Source organism: Streptomyces sp. NPDC006691 (assembly GCF_042869955.1).
Taxonomy (GTDB): Bacteria; Actinomycetota; Actinomycetes; order Streptomycetales; family Streptomycetaceae; genus Streptomyces.
Map to the genome: position 1 here is coordinate 82,991 of NZ_JBIAGW010000019.1, position 14,775 is coordinate 97,765.

General features: G+C 72.2%; 12 protein-coding genes and 3 tRNA genes. 8 read left to right on the forward strand and 7 right to left on the reverse strand.

Annotated elements, in window-relative coordinates; all coding sequences use genetic code 11:
* Positions 1 to 41: 41 nt before the first annotated feature.
* The 3 genes from purL to purS are packed head-to-tail and all read right to left on the reverse strand — an operon-like array spanning position 42 to position 3,225.
* Positions 42 to 2,291 (reverse strand): phosphoribosylformylglycinamidine synthase subunit PurL, encoded by a 2,250-nt coding sequence (gene purL, locus ACFYNP_RS31045; protein WP_388790151.1) that lies wholly within the window; start codon positions 2,289 to 2,291, stop codon positions 42 to 44.
* Positions 2,288 to 2,968 (reverse strand): phosphoribosylformylglycinamidine synthase subunit PurQ, encoded by a 681-nt coding sequence (gene purQ, locus ACFYNP_RS31050; protein WP_388418959.1) that lies wholly within the window; start codon positions 2,966 to 2,968, stop codon positions 2,288 to 2,290. The genes purL and purQ overlap by 4 nt, the downstream gene beginning before the upstream one ends.
* The gene (gene purS / locus ACFYNP_RS31055) at positions 2,965 to 3,225 is read right to left on the reverse strand and encodes a phosphoribosylformylglycinamidine synthase subunit PurS (protein WP_078966365.1); all 261 of its coding nucleotides are present in this window, start codon (positions 3,223 to 3,225) and stop codon (positions 2,965 to 2,967) included. The genes purQ and purS overlap by 4 nt, the downstream gene beginning before the upstream one ends.
* Positions 3,226 to 3,540: 315 nt before the next feature.
* On the opposite strand from purS, the gene ACFYNP_RS31060 reads away from it, so the two are divergent.
* From ACFYNP_RS31060 to ACFYNP_RS31095, 8 genes are all read left to right on the forward strand, one after another.
* Positions 3,541 to 3,858: an Lsr2 family protein gene (locus tag ACFYNP_RS31060; protein ID WP_388418963.1), complete on the forward strand. Its 318-nt coding sequence runs from the start codon at positions 3,541 to 3,543 to the stop codon at positions 3,856 to 3,858.
* A gap of 123 nt (positions 3,859 to 3,981) precedes the next feature.
* Positions 3,982 to 4,053 (forward strand) — tRNA-Gly (locus tag ACFYNP_RS31065).
* A 78-nt stretch (positions 4,054 to 4,131) separates the two neighbouring features.
* Positions 4,132 to 4,204, forward strand: a tRNA-Gly gene (locus ACFYNP_RS31070).
* Positions 4,205 to 4,363: 159 nt separating this feature from the next.
* Positions 4,364 to 5,317 carry an ABC transporter ATP-binding protein gene (locus ACFYNP_RS31075; RefSeq protein WP_388790153.1) on the forward strand — a complete coding sequence of 318 codons (954 nt, stop codon included), beginning with the start codon at positions 4,364 to 4,366 and terminating at the stop codon, positions 5,315 to 5,317.
* Entirely contained in the window at positions 5,314 to 6,132 is an 819-nt protein-coding gene (locus ACFYNP_RS31080; protein ID WP_388790156.1) for an ABC transporter permease, read from the forward strand. The genes ACFYNP_RS31075 and ACFYNP_RS31080 overlap by 4 nt, the downstream gene beginning before the upstream one ends.
* 19 nt (positions 6,133 to 6,151) lie before the next feature.
* Complete coding sequence (locus tag ACFYNP_RS31085; RefSeq protein WP_388790159.1) at positions 6,152 to 7,369, forward strand: sensor histidine kinase; 1,218 nt, start codon at positions 6,152 to 6,154, stop codon at positions 7,367 to 7,369.
* Positions 7,366 to 7,977 (forward strand): response regulator transcription factor, encoded by a 612-nt coding sequence (locus ACFYNP_RS31090; protein ID WP_388418974.1) that lies wholly within the window; start codon positions 7,366 to 7,368, stop codon positions 7,975 to 7,977. Before ACFYNP_RS31085 ends, ACFYNP_RS31090 begins: the two co-directional genes overlap by 4 nt.
* Positions 7,978 to 7,999: 22 nt before the next feature.
* Positions 8,000 to 8,075, forward strand: a tRNA-Gly gene (locus ACFYNP_RS31095).
* Between the two features lie 53 nt (positions 8,076 to 8,128).
* Here ACFYNP_RS31095 and ACFYNP_RS31100 read toward each other — a convergent pair.
* The 4 genes from ACFYNP_RS31100 to purD form a co-directional block, all read right to left on the reverse strand.
* A complete protein-coding gene (locus tag ACFYNP_RS31100) occupies positions 8,129 to 9,028 on the reverse strand; it encodes a phosphoribosylaminoimidazolesuccinocarboxamide synthase (RefSeq protein WP_388790161.1) in 900 nt (299 codons plus the stop codon).
* A 230-nt stretch (positions 9,029 to 9,258) separates the two neighbouring features.
* A complete protein-coding gene (locus ACFYNP_RS31105; RefSeq protein ID WP_388418980.1) occupies positions 9,259 to 10,752 on the reverse strand; it encodes a N,N-dimethylformamidase beta subunit family domain-containing protein in 1,494 nt (497 codons plus the stop codon).
* 478 nt (positions 10,753 to 11,230) lie between these two features.
* Positions 11,231 to 12,916, reverse strand: a complete 1,686-nt coding sequence (locus tag ACFYNP_RS31110; protein ID WP_388790164.1) for a hypothetical protein — start codon at positions 12,914 to 12,916, stop codon at positions 11,231 to 11,233.
* A gap of 563 nt (positions 12,917 to 13,479) precedes the next feature.
* Positions 13,480 to 14,736, reverse strand: a complete 1,257-nt coding sequence (gene purD, locus ACFYNP_RS31115; RefSeq protein WP_388418986.1) for a phosphoribosylamine--glycine ligase — start codon at positions 14,734 to 14,736, stop codon at positions 13,480 to 13,482.
* Positions 14,737 to 14,775: the final 39 nt, after the last annotated feature.

Here is a 14,775-nt window from a genome sequence, read left to right on the forward strand (position 1 = left end):
TACCCCTCAACTGGGGTACGGGGCCGATGCGTTGGCGCGTACTAGGACAGGAGCGCGGGGATCGTCGCCTCGTGAGCCGTGCGCAGTTCCGCGAGGTCAAGGCTGAACTCGCCCTGGATCTCGATGGATTCACCGTCCACGACACCGATCCGGGTGGCCGGAAGGCCGCGCGCGCCGCACATGTCGGTGAACCGCAGCTCCTCCGAGCGCGGGACGGACACGATCGCGCGGCCCGCCGACTCGGAGAACAGGAAGGTGAACGCGTCGAGCCCGTCCGGGACGACCAGGCGGGCGCCGTTGCCGCCCTTGAGGCAGGACTCGGCCACCGCCTGGATCAGACCGCCGTCGGACAGGTCGTGCGCGGCGTCGATCATGCCGTCGCGCGAGCCCGAGATGAGGATCTCGCCGAGCAGCTTCTCGCGCTCCAGGTCGACCTGGGGCGGCAGACCGCCCAGGTGGTCGTGGACGACCTGGGACCAGGCCGAGCCGCCGAACTCCTCGCGGGTGTCCCCGAGGAGGTAGAGCAGCTGGCCCTCCTGGGCGAACGCGATCGGGGTGCGCCGGTTCACGTCGTCGATCACGCCGAGCACCGCGACCACCGGGGTCGGGTGGATGGCGGTCTCGCCCGTCTGGTTGTAGAGGGAGACGTTGCCGCCGGTCACCGGGGTGCCGAGCTGGAGGCAGCCGTCCGCGAGACCACGGGTGGCCTCGGCGAACTGCCACATCACGTCCGGGTCCTCGGGGGAGCCGAAGTTGAGGCAGTCCGAGATCGCGAGCGGCTTCGCGCCGGAGGCCGCCACGTTGCGGTAGGCCTCGGCGAGCGCGAGCTGGGCGCCGGTGTACGGGTCGAGCTTGGCGTACCGGCCGTTGCCGTCGGTCGCCATGGCCACGCCCAGGTTCGACTCCTCGTCGATCCGGACCATGCCCGCGTCCTCGGGCATCGCGAGCACCGTGTTGCCCTGCACGAAACGGTCGTACTGGTCGGTGATCCACGCCTTGGAGGCCTGGTTCGGGGAGCTCACGAGCTGGAGGACCTGCTCCTTGAGCTCGGCGCCGGAGCGCGGCCGCGCCAGCTTGCCGGCGTCGTCGGCCTGGAGCGCGTCCTGCCAGGAGGGGCGGGCGAAGGGGCGGTGGTAGACCGGGCCCTCGTGCGCGACCGTGCGCGGGGGCACGTCCACGATCTGCTCGCCGTGCCAGAAGATCTCCAGCTGGGATCCCTCGGTCACCTCACCGATGACGGTGGCGATGACGTCCCACTTCTCGCAGATCTCCATGAAGCGGTCGACGTGCTGCGGCTCGACGACCGCGCACATGCGTTCCTGCGACTCGCTCATGAGGATTTCCTCGGGCGAGAGCGAGGAGTCGCGCAGCGGCACGGTGTCCAGCTCGACCCGCATGCCGCCGGAACCGGCGCTCGCAAGCTCCGAGGTCGCACAGGAAAGGCCCGCGCCACCCAGGTCCTGGATGCCCGCGACGAGCTTCTCCTTGAAGATCTCCAGGGTGCACTCGATGAGGAGCTTCTCCTGGAACGGGTCGCCGACCTGGACCGCCGGACGCTTGGCCGGGCCCGTCGACTCGAAGGTCTCCGAGGCGAGCACCGAGACGCCGCCGATGCCGTCGCCGCCGGTGCGGGCGCCGTACAGGATGACCTTGTTGCCGGGACCGGACGCCTTGGCGAGGTGGATGTCCTCGTGCTTCATCACGCCGATGCAGCCGGCGTTGACCAGCGGGTTGCCCTGGTAGCACGCGTCGAAGACGACCTCGCCGCCGATGTTCGGCAGGCCCAGGCAGTTGCCGTAGCCGCCGATGCCCGCGACGACGCCGGGCAGCACGCGCTTGGTGTCGGGGTGGTCGGCCGCGCCGAAGCGCAGCGGGTCCACGACCGCGACCGGGCGGGCGCCCATGGCGAGGATGTCGCGGACGATGCCGCCGACCCCGGTGGCCGCGCCCTGGTAGGGCTCGATGTAGCTGGGGTGGTTGTGCGACTCGACCTTGAAGGTGACCGCGTACCCCTGGCCGACGTCGACGACGCCCGCGTTCTCCCCGATGCCGACCAGCATGGCGTCGTTCTCGGGGACCTTGTCGCCGAACTGCTTCAGGTGGACCTTGCTGCTCTTGTACGAGCAGTGCTCGGACCACATGACGGAGTACATGGCGAGCTCGGCGCCGGTCGGGCGGCGGCCGAGGATCTCCCGGATACGCGCGTACTCGTCCTCCTTGAGGCCGAGCTCCTTCCAGGGCTGCTCGACGTCCGGGGTCTCGGCGGCGTGCTTGACGGTGTCGAGGCTCATGCGTTGACCAGCTTCTTCAGGATCGAGGTGAAGAATCCGAGGCCGTCGGTACGCCCCGTACCGATCAGCGGCTCCACGGCGTGCTCGGGGTGCGGCATCAGGCCGACGACGTTTCCGGCGGCGTTGGTGATGCCGGCGATGTCGCGGAGCGAGCCGTTGGGGTTCAGGTCCAGGTAGCGGAAGGCGACCCGGCCCTCGGCCTCCAGCTCGTCCAGGGTGCGCTCGTCGGCGACGTAGCGGCCGTCCATGTTCTTGAGCGGAACCTGGATCTCCTGGCCGGCCTCGTAGTCGGCGGTCCAGGCCGTCTCCGCGTTCTCCACCCGCAGCTTCTGCTCGCGGCAGATGAAGTGCAGGTGGTTGTTGCGGAGCATGGCGCCGGGCAGCAGGTGCGACTCGGTGAGGATCTGGAAGCCGTTGCAGATGCCGAGGACCGGCAGGCCGGCCTTCGCCTGCTCGATGACCGTCTCCATCACCGGCGAGAACCGGGAGATGGCCCCGGCCCGCAGGTAGTCGCCGTAGCTGAACCCGCCGGCCAGGACGACGGCGTCGACCTGCTTGAGGTCCTTGTCGCGGTGCCAGAGCGAAACCGGCTCGGCGCCCGCGATGCGCACGGCCCGCAGACTGTCCCGGTCGTCGAGCGTGCCGGGGAAGGTGACAACGCCGATGCGTGCAGTCACTTGGACTGCTCCTCGACCTTGACGGTGAAGTCTTCGATGACGGTGTTGGCGAGGAAGGTCTCGGCCATCTCGTGGATGCGGGCGAGGGCGGCCTCGTCGACCGGTCCCTCCACCTCCAGCTCGAAACGCTTTCCCTGACGTACGTCGCCGATCCCCTCGAAGCCGAGACGGGGCAGTGCGCGCTGCACCGCCTGTCCCTGCGGGTCGAGGATTTCCGGCTTGAGCATGACGTCGACTACGACGCGTGCCACTGGCACTCCCGGTGTGGTGTGGTGCGAAGGCGGTTCCACCACAGTACCCGGCCGGAAAATCTACGCGGGTAGATATAGCTAAGGCCTGATCACGTTCCGGTTTCGGCGGCGACAACACGTGGGAAAAATCCCGAGAAAAAGTCGCCGAAGTCATTGCGTGGAGACACGCTGATGCAATTGGCTGGGCTTCACATTGCAATGGCTGTCGCTGTACAAAGGAATCCCAGCAAAAACAACATTGCTCCATAACAGCCGGAAGGCCGGTATCGCCGCACGTCAGACACGATGGAGTGGCGAGACCGTAGGAAGGAACCGATATCCGTGGCTCAGCGCGTAGTGGTCACACTCTCCGATGACATCGACGGCGGAGAAGCGGCGGAAACGGTCACGTTCGGCCTGGACGGAAAGGTCTACGAGATCGACCTCAATCCCGCCAATGCAAAGAAACTGCGCAAGGCGCTCGCGCCTTACGTGACGGCGGGCCGCAAGCACGCGAAGTCCGGGAAGACCTACCGGCACACCGCCGTCGCCCCCGACCCGGCGGCCGTCCGCGCCTGGGCACGCTCCAACAAGATGGACGTCCCGGCCCGCGGCCGGATCCCGAAGAAGGTCTACGAGGCCTTCGCCCAGGCGAGCTGACCTCCGGTCCGGGGCGGTCCTGCGGCCGCCCCGGGCACCGGAGTTGCAAACCCCCCCTGCTGATCAGCTAGAGTCTGGAGCACGCCGAGGGGCAAGGCCGAAAAGCCAAGTCCACCGGAGCGTGCGGGTGTAGTTCAGTAGTAGAACACCCCCCTTCCAGGGGGGAGGCGCAGTGTGCAATTCCTGTCACCCGCTCTGCACTGCCTGCCGACCACGGTTGTGGATCAGGTAGAGTAGTGCCCGCGCCGCCCAGTGAGAGCTGGTCGGAGGCATGCGGACGTGGCTCAGTTGGTAGAGCATCACCTTGCCAAGGTGAGGGTCGCGAGTTCGAATCTCGTCGTCCGCTCAGGAATCATCAAGGCCCCGGTTCATCGAACCGGGGCCTTGGTCGTATGTCCGGCCATGCCCGTACCCGGCCAAGTGCCGTTCCTCCCCTGACATTTGTCATGTGCGGCGATGACAGCGCGCACTGCCCCGGCGGCCCGGGCGGCGGAACGCTTGAGGCATGGCAGGCACAGCGAACGTGATCGAGGTCGAGGAGCTGCGGCGCACCTACGCCGGGGGCTTCGAGGCCGTTTCCGGAATCTCCTTCACCGTGGCGCGCGGCGAACTCTTCGCGCTGCTCGGCACCAACGGCGCGGGCAAGACCTCCACCGTCGAACTCCTCGAAGGACTCGCCCCGCCCAGCGGCGGCAGCGTCCGGGTGCTCGGGCACGACCCGTACACCGAACGCGGCGCGGTGCGCCCCCGTACCGGCGTGATGCTCCAGGAGGGCGGCTTCCCCGCCGAACTGACCGTCGCCGAGACCGTACGCATGTGGGCGGGCTGCACCAGCGGGGCCCGGCCCGTCACCGAGGCGCTCGAACTCGTCGACCTGGCCCGGCGGTCCCAGGTGCGGGTCAAGCAGCTCTCCGGCGGCGAGAAACGCCGGCTGGACCTGGCGCTCGCGCTGCTCGCGCGGCCCGAGGTGCTCTTCCTGGACGAGCCGACGACGGGCCTGGACGCCGAAGGGCGGCGCGAGACCTGGGAGTTGGTGCGCGCGCTGCGCGACGGCGGCACCACCGTGCTGCTCACCACCCACTACCTGGAGGAGGCCGAGGCGCTCGCCGAGCGGCTCGCGATCCTGCACGAAGGGCGGATCGCGGCGAGCGGCCGGGTCGACGAGGTCGTCGCGGCCCAGCCCTCGCACCTCTCCTTCGACCTGCCCGACGGCTACCACCTGGGCGACCTGCCGCCGCTCGACCGGCTCGGTGTCACCAGCCACGAGACGGCAGGACGCACGGTCCGCCTGAAGACCAAGGAGCTCCAACTCGCCGCCACCGAGCTGCTGTTGTGGGCCAGGGACAGCGGGGTCGAGCTGCGGGGGCTCGATGTGCGCTCGGCCTCCCTCGAAGAGGCGTTCCTGAAGATCGCGCAGGACCGGCGCGGAGCGAACACGGAAAGGGAGGCCGTCCGATGAGCACCACCCTGGACGCGGTGCGCAGCCCGGTGCTGGAGCCCGCACGGACCCTGAAGACCGCCGCCGACCGCATGAGGGCGCTCGCCCGCGCCGAACTCACTCTGCTCGGCCGCAACAAGTCCACGCTGTTCACCGTGCTGCTGCTGCCGGCCATGCTCACCGTCTCCATGTACGGGACGGTCACCAGCGTCGATCTGGGCAAGCAGGGCCTGAACGCCGGAACCGTGCTGCTGCCCGGCTCGCTCGGCTTCGCCCTGCTCTTCGCCCTGTACTCGCCACTGGTCGGCATCTACGTCGTACGCCGGGAAGAGCTCGTCCTGAAGCGGCTGCGCACCGGCGAGCTGCACGACTGGGAGATCCTGGCGGGGGCGGCGCTGCCCGCACTGCTCATCGCCCTGGCGCAGTCGGCGCTGCTCGTGGTGGGCTGCTCGGTCTGGCTGCACGTGCCGCTGCCCCGGGCGTGGTGGCTCGCGGCCGTCGGGCTCCTGCTCGGAATCGCCGTGACGGGCGCGCTCGCCGGCGCGACCGCCGCCGTCACCAGGACCGCCGAGGCCGCCCAGATCGCGGTCATGCCGCTGATGCTGGTCTCCACCGCCGGATCGGGTCTGATCGTGCCCACCGGCCTGCTTCCCGACAAGGTGGCCGCGGTGTGCGACGTGCTGCCGCTGACCCCGGTGATCCAGCTGATCAGGGGCGGCTGGACGGGCGGTGCCGGGGCCGGGGACGTACTGCGGGAGCTGCTCGTCGTGGTTGTCTGGACGCTCATCGCGGTCCTGGTCGTGCGCAAGCGCTTCCACTGGGAGCCGCGGCGCTGAGACGGGGGGGGGCGGCAGGGTGTTCGGCCGAATACACAAGTGGCACGGGCGGCAGTGGCGGGACCGCAGCAGGGTCGAGAAGGTCGAGTTCCAGAGCCGGCTGATCTGGGACCTCAGCATCTGGCTCCTCTTCCTCAGCTGGGACGTGCCGTTCGTCCTGCTCGGGCTCCGGCACGAACCACTGCCGCTGGCGCTCGGCGTGGCGACGATCGGGGCGGGCGCCGCGGCCGCGTTCCAGGGCACCCGGGTCCACCGCCGGGCGCTCGACCACTATCTGGGGCGTGGCGAGATGCCGCGCCGCGGACTGCTCGGGACCGGGGCGCTGTGCGGGCTCTCGCTCGTCCTGGTCGCGGCGCTGCGCGCGGCGCACGGCACCCCGGACGACACCCTGATGCTCGTCGTGCTGTACGTCGTGCTGCCGTTCGGCATGGCGTACTGCCTGCTGGTACCGCGCCGAAGATTCCTGCTGCGGTTCGCCCTGCTCGGCATCCCGGTCGCGGCGCTCTTCGCGGCCGTCGGAGTGTCGCAGGGGCGCGCGGTCGGCCTGGCGGTGGCGGTCGTCCTGTGCGGGCCGTGGGCCCTGACGGTGTCGCGCTGCGGCGCCTGGACGCTGTCGGTGATGTGGGAGTCGGACCGGGCCCGTGAGACCGAGGCCCGGCTGGCGGTCGCCGAGGAGCGGCTGCGCTTCGGGCGGGACATGCACGACGTGCTCGGCCGCAACCTCGCGGTCATCGCGCTCAAGGCCGAACTCGCCGTCCAGCTCGCCCAGCGCGGCCGGCCGGAGGCGGAGGCACAGATGGTGGAGGTGCAGCGCATCGCCCAGGAGTCGCAGAAAGAGGTACGCGAAGTGGTGCGCGGCTATCGGGAGGCGGACCTCGGCGTCGAGATCGAGGGCGCCCTAGGGGTCCTTGAGGCGGCCGGGATCGGCTGTGCGTACAGCGGGCCGGCCGAGGGCCTGACCGTCGAGGCGCAGTCGGCGCTCGGCTGGGTGGTGCGCGAGGCCACCACCAATGTGCTGCGGCACGGGGACGCCCGCAGTGTGGCGATCCGGCTCACCGTCGCCGACGGCACCGCGACGCTGGTCGTCGAGAACGACGGCGTGCCGGAGCGGCCGGCCACCGCCCCGGGCTCGGGCCTGGCCGGCCTGCGCGAGCGGCTCTCGGCGCTCGGCGGCACCCTGGAGGCGGGCCCGACGGGCGACGGCCTGTTCCGGCTGACCGCGGAGGTGCCCCGATGAGCCGGGTACGGGTGCTGCTCGCCGACGACGAGCATCTGATCCGGGGCGCGCTGGCGGCCCTGCTCGGCCTGGAGGACGATCTTGAGGTCGTCGCGGAGGCCGCCTCGGGCCCCGAGGCGCTCGCGATGGCCCGGGCCCACCGGCCCGATGTGGCGGTCCTGGATCTGGAGATGCCGGGCGCGGACGGTGTGATGGTGGCCACACGGATCCGGGCCGAGCTGCCGTCCTGCCGGACCATGATCGTGACCAGTCACGGGCGCCCCGGCCATCTCAAGCGGGCCCTCGCGGCGGGGGCGCGCGGCTTCGTTCCGAAGACCGTGAGCGCCCGGCGGCTCGCCGAGATCATCCGGTCGGTGCACGCCGGAAACCGTTATGTGGACCCGGAGTTGGCGGCCGACGCGATCTCCGCCGGGGACTCCCCGCTGACCGTGCGCGAGGCCGAGGTGCTCGGGTTCGCGGCCGACGGGGCGCCCGTCGCGGAGATCGCCGAGCGGGCCGCGCTGTCCCAGGGAACGGTCCGCAACTACCTCTCGTCGGCCGTCACGAAGCTGGGTGCGGAGAACCGTCATACGGCGGTGCGTCTCGCCCGCGAGCGAGGTTGGGTATAGTGGTCTCCGCGCCACGGCGCATGCGAACGTAGCTCAGCTGGTAGAGCACCACCTTGCCAAGGTGGATGTCGCGAGTTCGAACCTCGTCGTTCGCTCCATACGGAGAAGCCCCCCGGTCCTCGACCGGGGGGCTTCTCCGTGTCCGCGCCGGTTACGCCCAGCTGGTGCCGGTGAGCTGCTCGTACGCCTCGATGTACTTGCCCCGCGTCGCGTCCACGACCCGCTGCGGCAGCGCGGGCGGCGGCTGCTCGCTCCTGCGGTCCCAGCCGGAGTCCGGCGAGGTCAGCCAGTCGCGGACGTACTGCTTGTCGTAGGAGGGCTGGTCGCGGCCCGGCTCCCAGGTCGCGGCGGGCCAGAAGCGCGAGGAGTCCGGGGTGAGCACCTCGTCCGCGATGACGAGCTCCTCGCCCGCGAACCCGAACTCGAACTTGGTGTCCGCGAGGATGATGCCCTGCTCGCGCGCGATGTCACGGGCCCGGCCGTAGACGGCGAGGGTGGCCTGGCGCAGCTGGGCGGCGGTCTCCGCGCCGATCTGGCGGGCCACCTCCTCGTAGCTCACGTTCTCGTCGTGCTCGCCCACGGCCGCCTTGGTGGCGGGCGTGAAGATCGGCGCGGGCAGCTCGGACCCGTTCAGCAGCCCCTCGGGCAGCGCGAGGCCGCACACCGTGCGGGACTCGTTGTACTCGGCCAGGCCGGAGCCCGCGAGATAGCCGCGGGCCACGCACTCCACCGGGACCATGGCGAGCGACTTGCACACCAGGGTGCGGCCCGCCCAGTCGGCGGGGGCGCCGGCCGGGACCTCGCCGGAGATGACGTGGTTGGGGACCAGGTCGGCGAGCAGGTCGAACCACCACAGCGAGAGCTGGGTCAGGACCCGGCCCTTGTCGGGGATCTCGGTGGGCAGCACCCAGTCGTACGCGGACAGCCGGTCGCTGGCGACCATGACGAGGTCGCCCGCCTCGTTCCGATAGAGGTCACGCACCTTGCCCGTGTGGAGGTGGGTCAGGCCCGGCACCTGCAACGGCTCGGGCTTTTCTACGAATCCGGACACGGTTCCTCCGCGTAGGTTGATCCAGGAGCGGTTTCGATTCTCTCGCATGCGCGAGGGAGCCGACGTCACGGGTCGGACCGGGGCCGGTCCGGATCCCTGGGCCGGTCCGGATCCCTGGGTCGGCCCGGGGTTCCTGGGTCGGCCCGGGTCCCTGGCGGCACCGCCCGGGCCCCTGCGGCCCGTGGCCCGCGTCATGGCCGGCTCGCGGGCGGCCTCGCCCGCGGGCGGCCTCAGTCCCGTTTGCAGATGCGGTCGAGGAGATTGGCCGTGGCCCGCTGGATGCGGGAGTCCACATGGCCGGGCCGGTCGAGCGCCGGGGACCAGGCGAAGGTGCCCGAGGCGAAGACGAGCGCGCCGGAGGGCGCCCGGTACAGGGACGTCTCCTGGTGCCGGACGTGCTGCTCGCTGTCCCGGTACGGGGAGTGGGCGAGCAGGATGCGGTCCTGGTGCTCGGGGAGCGCGGTGCGCGGGTAGTAGCGGTCGGCCTCGCCCGCGACCAGGCCGTCGATCTCGTCGCCGTCGCCGGCACCGGTCGCCTCCCACAGCCAGTGGTCCGCGTTGCGGACGACCATGGGGTACGGCTCGGGGACGCGGCCCGCGTACTGGATGCCCAGGAGCTGCTGCTCGGGCCGGGCGATCTCGCGCCACAAGGCGGGGCGGCCGGGGCCGCGGCGCTTGCGGCAGGTCAGCAGGCGGTCCGGAACGCCGGACGGGGACGGGCCCAACTCCACTTGCCAGTAAAGGGAGTTGGCGGACAGGAAGACCAGTGAGGTGCCGCCGTCACGGGCCAGCTCCACGGCCCGGCGCATGGGGGCCGACCAGTACTCGTCGTGGCCGGGGAAGACCAGGCCGCGGTAGCGGGAGGCGTCGACGCGGCCGGCGTGCAGATCGCGGGCGTCGGCGTAGGCGAGGTCGTAGCCGTAACGCTCGGCCCAGCGGATGAAGTCGTAGGCGTGGCCCACGTGCAGCGGCAGACCCGCGCCCGCGTACGGCCGGTCGAAGGAGACGGTGATCGCCGCGTCCTCCTCGCCGAGCAGCCGGCCGTCCTCGTCCCAGGCGTGGTAGAGGCTGGCGCCGGTGCGGCCGTCCTCCGGGTAGAGGTTGTAGGCCTGCCAGGTGATGTCGGGCAGCAGCAGGAGCAGATCCGCGGGGTGGTCGTCGCGGACGGTGAACGGGATGTGCGAGCGGTAGCCGTCGGCGGTGGTCAGGACGGCGACATGGGCGCCGATCGAGGCGTGCGAGGGCACCTGGTAGCGCCAGGACTGCCACCAATGGTGACAGGAGACCGTACGGTCCGCGGTCAGCGGGGGCGGCTGGACGATCCCGGAGAGCCGGGGGCTGGTGGCGATCTTCGCGGCCCCGTCGCCGCCGTAGTGACCGATCCGGTAGACGTCGACGGTGAACTGCTGCGGGGGATCCACCGTGATGTGGAAGTCGATGGCCTCCCCGGGCGCGACGGCCCCGCTGGAGGCGAAGCCCTTGATCTGCCGGCGCACGTCGTCGGCGGTGCGCGGCCCGGTGACCCGGGCGGGGCGCGGGGCGGGGATGCCTTCCGTGGCCGGGACGTGGTCGACGTACCAGGGCACCACGTGCCCGGTGTCGTCGAAGTACGTCTCACTGCCGCGCAGCCAGGGCAGCGGGCCCTGCCCGAAGGGGTCCGAGACGGCGTGCGCGAGGGCTCCGGACTCCCAGCGCCGGATGTGTTCCGACCGTTCCACCCCCATGTCGCTCCCCTCCCTCGATCCCCCGGGGCAACAGTGATGCGACTGTGGCCCGCGGTCTGTCCGCGACCGGTCCCCAGCACATCACATAACGCACGCACTCCGTCACCGTTCGTCGCGAATTGACGTTAAGGGGAACACGACGTTCCGGATATCTAGGGCGAACTCGCCCTACTGGGAGTGCTGTTGGGGGTGGGGCGGCGGCTGCCCGGGGCGGTTTGTCCGGGGAGCGGGGCGGATCCCCGGCCGGGGGGTGGGGGGTGGTCCGGCTCGGGGAGGGGCGGATCCCTGGCCGGGGTGGCGGGGTGGTGGTCCGGCTCGGGGACGGGCGGATCCCTGGCCGGGGTGGCGGGGTGGTGGTCCGGCTCGGGGAGGGGTGGATTCCTGGCCGGGGTGGGGGCGGCCCGGTGTTCAAGGGACGGGACGGCTCCCCGGCCGGGGGCGAGGGTCCGGATCGGGGAGCGGGCGGCGGTGCGCGCCCTCAGACGAGGCGGACCGGCTTCTCCGGGCGGATGCCCACGGAGGACAGCCAGCCGCGCAGTTCGTCCGGGTCGCCCTCCTCGACGAGGGCGAGCACCGGGGACGCCAGGTCCGAGCGGCGCACCTCGTCGATGAGCAGCGAGGGGCCGTCCAGCCAGTCGAGCCCGGGCAGGGCGCCCGCCGTGTCGACCGCGGCGCAGCAGACCATCGCCGTCACGTGGTCGGCCAGCAACTCCCGTCCTGTGCGCGGCGGTTGGAGCGGAAGGAGCGGCACCGCGTCGATGCCCCAGGCCTCGGGGCCGGGCGCGGGCGGCGCGGACGCGGCCTCCTCGCCGGCCACCTCCGCCGCGATGCGGGCGGCGAGACGGTCGGCGGCCTCGCCGTCCGTCCCGGCGAGGTGGTCGATGACCCGGGCCAGGGTGGGCGCCGCGGACTCCGCGTCGCGTCGCCCGCCCAGCGTGTCCAGGACCCGGTGCAGCCGGGCGGCCTCGCTGCGCCACTTGCGGTCCACGACCTCCTCCGGATACGCGGCCCAGTCGACCGGCGCCCAGTCGGGGCCCGGCTCCGCGGGGCCCCCGTGGAACAGCCGGGCCGCGAGCAGCGAGGTCGCCTCGTCGGCGGCGCCGGGCTCCTCCAGGAGGTCGCAGGCCGGACGCTCGCCGAGCCGGGAGGTGTAGCCCTCGGCCAGCCGGTCGCGCCGGGACAGCTCGGTCAGCGCGGAGACCACGCCCGCGTCCAGACGGGAGGGCCAACGGCCCATCCGCCAGGCGGGCAGCGCGACCCGGGTCAGCAGCCGGTCCCAGCCCGCGTAGGCGAGCCCGACCTGCTCCTGGGCCACGATGCGTACCCCGTAGTCCACCGTCTGGGCGCGCTCGGAAGCGGCGACCGCGACGCCCCGCTCCATCTCGGCGGCGTGCACCCGGCACCCCCGCAGGAGCACCCGGGCGACGGTGGCGACGAAGCCGAAGGCGAGCCGGCGCACCGGGTCGAGCCCGGGCCGCGCGGCGAGGCCCACCGCCGCGTCCAGACCCCGTACGAAACGGCGGGCGGCCGCTATGTCCGGATGGGCGGAGGGGCCCGTTCCGGCGACGACCGGGGCGAGGATGGCGCGGAGCTCGCCGACGCGCATCCACCACATGAAGGGCGAGCCGATGACCAGGACCGGCGCGACCGGCGCCCGCCCGGCACGCGGGGTGCGCGGGGGATGCGGGGTGCGCGCAGTCGGCGCGGTGTCCGCATCGGCGCCGCGTATGAAGCGCGCGGGCATCGCCCCCCTCCCGGCATGCGCCGGATGGGTACGGTCCTCCAGCCAGCTGTCGCAGTCCGGAGTCAGGGCTATCGCCGAGGGCGGCGGCACATCGAGGCGCTCGGCCAAGTCTCTGACCAGGCGATACAGATCGGGGGCGGACGATTCGGCGAGATCCACCGTCGGGGAGAGGGCCGGTCTGGCCCGTACGATCACGGCTCCGACGACGGCCGCGAGCAGCAGCACCAGCAGCGCGGCGGCGGTGACCGCCCAGCACGCGGCGCCCCAGCCACTGCCCTCGATCCGGCCCTGCGCGGCGGCGACGATCAGCACGACGGCGACGGCCGCCGGCAGCAGGGCCACGGCCAGCGCCCTGCTACGGACGCGCAGCACGGCGAGAGCCCGCGAACGCGCGTGCTGCGCGCCCGCCTCTGCACCCATTCCGGTATCGGACACGGCCGGACCTCACCCCCTCTGCCCTGCGACGGCTTTGCTCACTCCCCCACTGTGGCACCGCCCACTGACATCGCAATGCCGGTGGGCCAAGTGCCGCAACGCCCTCGCCGCACCCTAGTTGGGGCCCCGGCAGGAGTCATCCCGATGGGGCGACCGTCACTCGATGGAATGGCTTTGGGTAAAGGTGCGGGTGTTCGCGGTTCGATTGGGGTCCCTTGGGATCCCTTGGGGTCCCTCGGGGTCGCGTGCGGTCATTCGGACCGCTCGGACCGCTCGGGGTGAGGACACCCGGGCGGCGCGGGCCGCTTGAGAGTGCGGGGCGCCGGGGAGGGGGGAACGCGGGCCGGGGTGGCCGAGGGCCCGAGGGTTGGGAGCGCGGGGGCCGGGGGCCTGGGGCCGGGGGCCTGGGGCCGGGGGCCTGGAACCGCTTGAGGGTGCGGGTACCCGGGCAGCACGGACGGCGTGAAGGTGATGGGCACCCGGGCAGCACAGACACCGTGAAGGTGGCGGGCACCCGGGCACCCGGGCCCCCGGGGGTCGCGACCGCGTCAGGCCCGGCCCTCGGCCGCCTCGCGGGCGATGTCCGTGCGGTGCTGCGAGCCGTCGAGGCTGATGCGGCCGACCGCCGCGTACGCCCGCTCGCGGGCCTGCGTCAGATCGTGGCCGGTCGCGGTGACCGAGAGGACCCGGCCGCCCGCGCTGACCACCGCGTCACCGTCCCGGCGGGTCCCGGCGTGCAGGACGTACGCCGTCGGCGCGTCCTGGTCCGCGACCTCGGCCAGGCCCTCGATCGGGTCGCCGGTGCGCGGCGTGGCGGGGTAGTTGTGCGAGGCGATGACCACGGTGACGGCGGCGTCGTCACGCCAGGCCAGCGGGGGCTGGACATCGAGGGTGCCGTTGGCCGAATGGAACAGGACGCCCGCGAGCGGGGTCTGGAGCCGGGCCAGGACGACCTGGGTCTCGGGGTCGCCGAAGCGCGCGTTGAACTCGATGACCCGCACCCCGCGCGAGGTGATCGCGAGGCCCGCGTACAGCAGGCCGGAGAACGGCGTGCCGCGGCGCCGCAGTTCGTCGACGGTCGGCTGGAGCACACTCTCCATGACCTCCTCGACGAGCTTCGGGTCCGCCCACGGGAGCGGTGAATAGGCGCCCATGCCACCGGTGTTGGGGCCCTCGTCGCCGTCGAGCGCGCGCTTGAAGTCCTGCGCGGGCTGGAGCGGCAGGACGGTGACGCCGTCGGTGATCGCGAAGAGGGAGACCTCGGGACCGTCGAGGAACTCCTCGATCACGACGCGCTCGCAGGCGAGCGCGTGTGCGCGGGCCGCGGCGAGATCGTCCGTGACGACGACGCCCTTGCCGGCCGCGAGACCGTCGTCCTTCACCACGTACGGGGCCCCGAAGGCGTCCAGCGCCTCGTCGATCTCCTCGGGGGTGGTGCAGACGTACGAACGGGCGGTGGGCACGCTCGCCGCCGCCATCACGTCCTTGGCGAAGGCCTTGGAGCCCTCCAGCTGCGCGGCCTCCTTCGAGGGGCCGAAGCAGGGGATGCCTGCGGCGCGCACGGCGTCGGCGACCCCGGCGACAAGGGGGGCCTCGGGCCCGACCACGACCAGCTCGCTGCCCAGCTCGACGGCGAGGCGGGCGACCGCGTCCCCGTCCATCTGGTCCACGGGGTGGAGCTCGGCGACCTCCGCGATCCCGGCGTTGCCGGGGGCGCAGTGCAGCGCCGTCACGTCGGGGTCGAGGGACAGGGAACGGCACAGGGCGTGCTCGCGAGCACCGCCGCCGATGACAAGGACCTTCACGCCGGCCAGCCTAGCCGCCGCGACGGGGTGACCCTTGTG

Coding starts and splice junctions, on each gene's coding strand:
- ACFYNP_RS31105 (WP_388418980.1), bottom strand. CDS start 10,752: ATGGGGGTGGAACGGTCGGAACACATCCGGCGCTGGGAGTCCGGAGCC.
- purL (WP_388790151.1), bottom strand. CDS start 2,291: ATGAGCCTCGACACCGTCAAGCACGCCGCCGAGACCCCGGACGTCGAG.
- ACFYNP_RS31110 (WP_388790164.1), bottom strand. CDS start 12,916: ATGGGTGCAGAGGCGGGCGCGCAGCACGCGCGTTCGCGGGCTCTCGCC.
- ACFYNP_RS31080 (WP_388790156.1), top strand. CDS start 5,314: ATGAGCACCACCCTGGACGCGGTGCGCAGCCCGGTGCTGGAGCCCGCA.
- ACFYNP_RS31090 (WP_388418974.1), top strand. CDS start 7,366: ATGAGCCGGGTACGGGTGCTGCTCGCCGACGACGAGCATCTGATCCGG.
- ACFYNP_RS31075 (WP_388790153.1), top strand. CDS start 4,364: ATGGCAGGCACAGCGAACGTGATCGAGGTCGAGGAGCTGCGGCGCACC.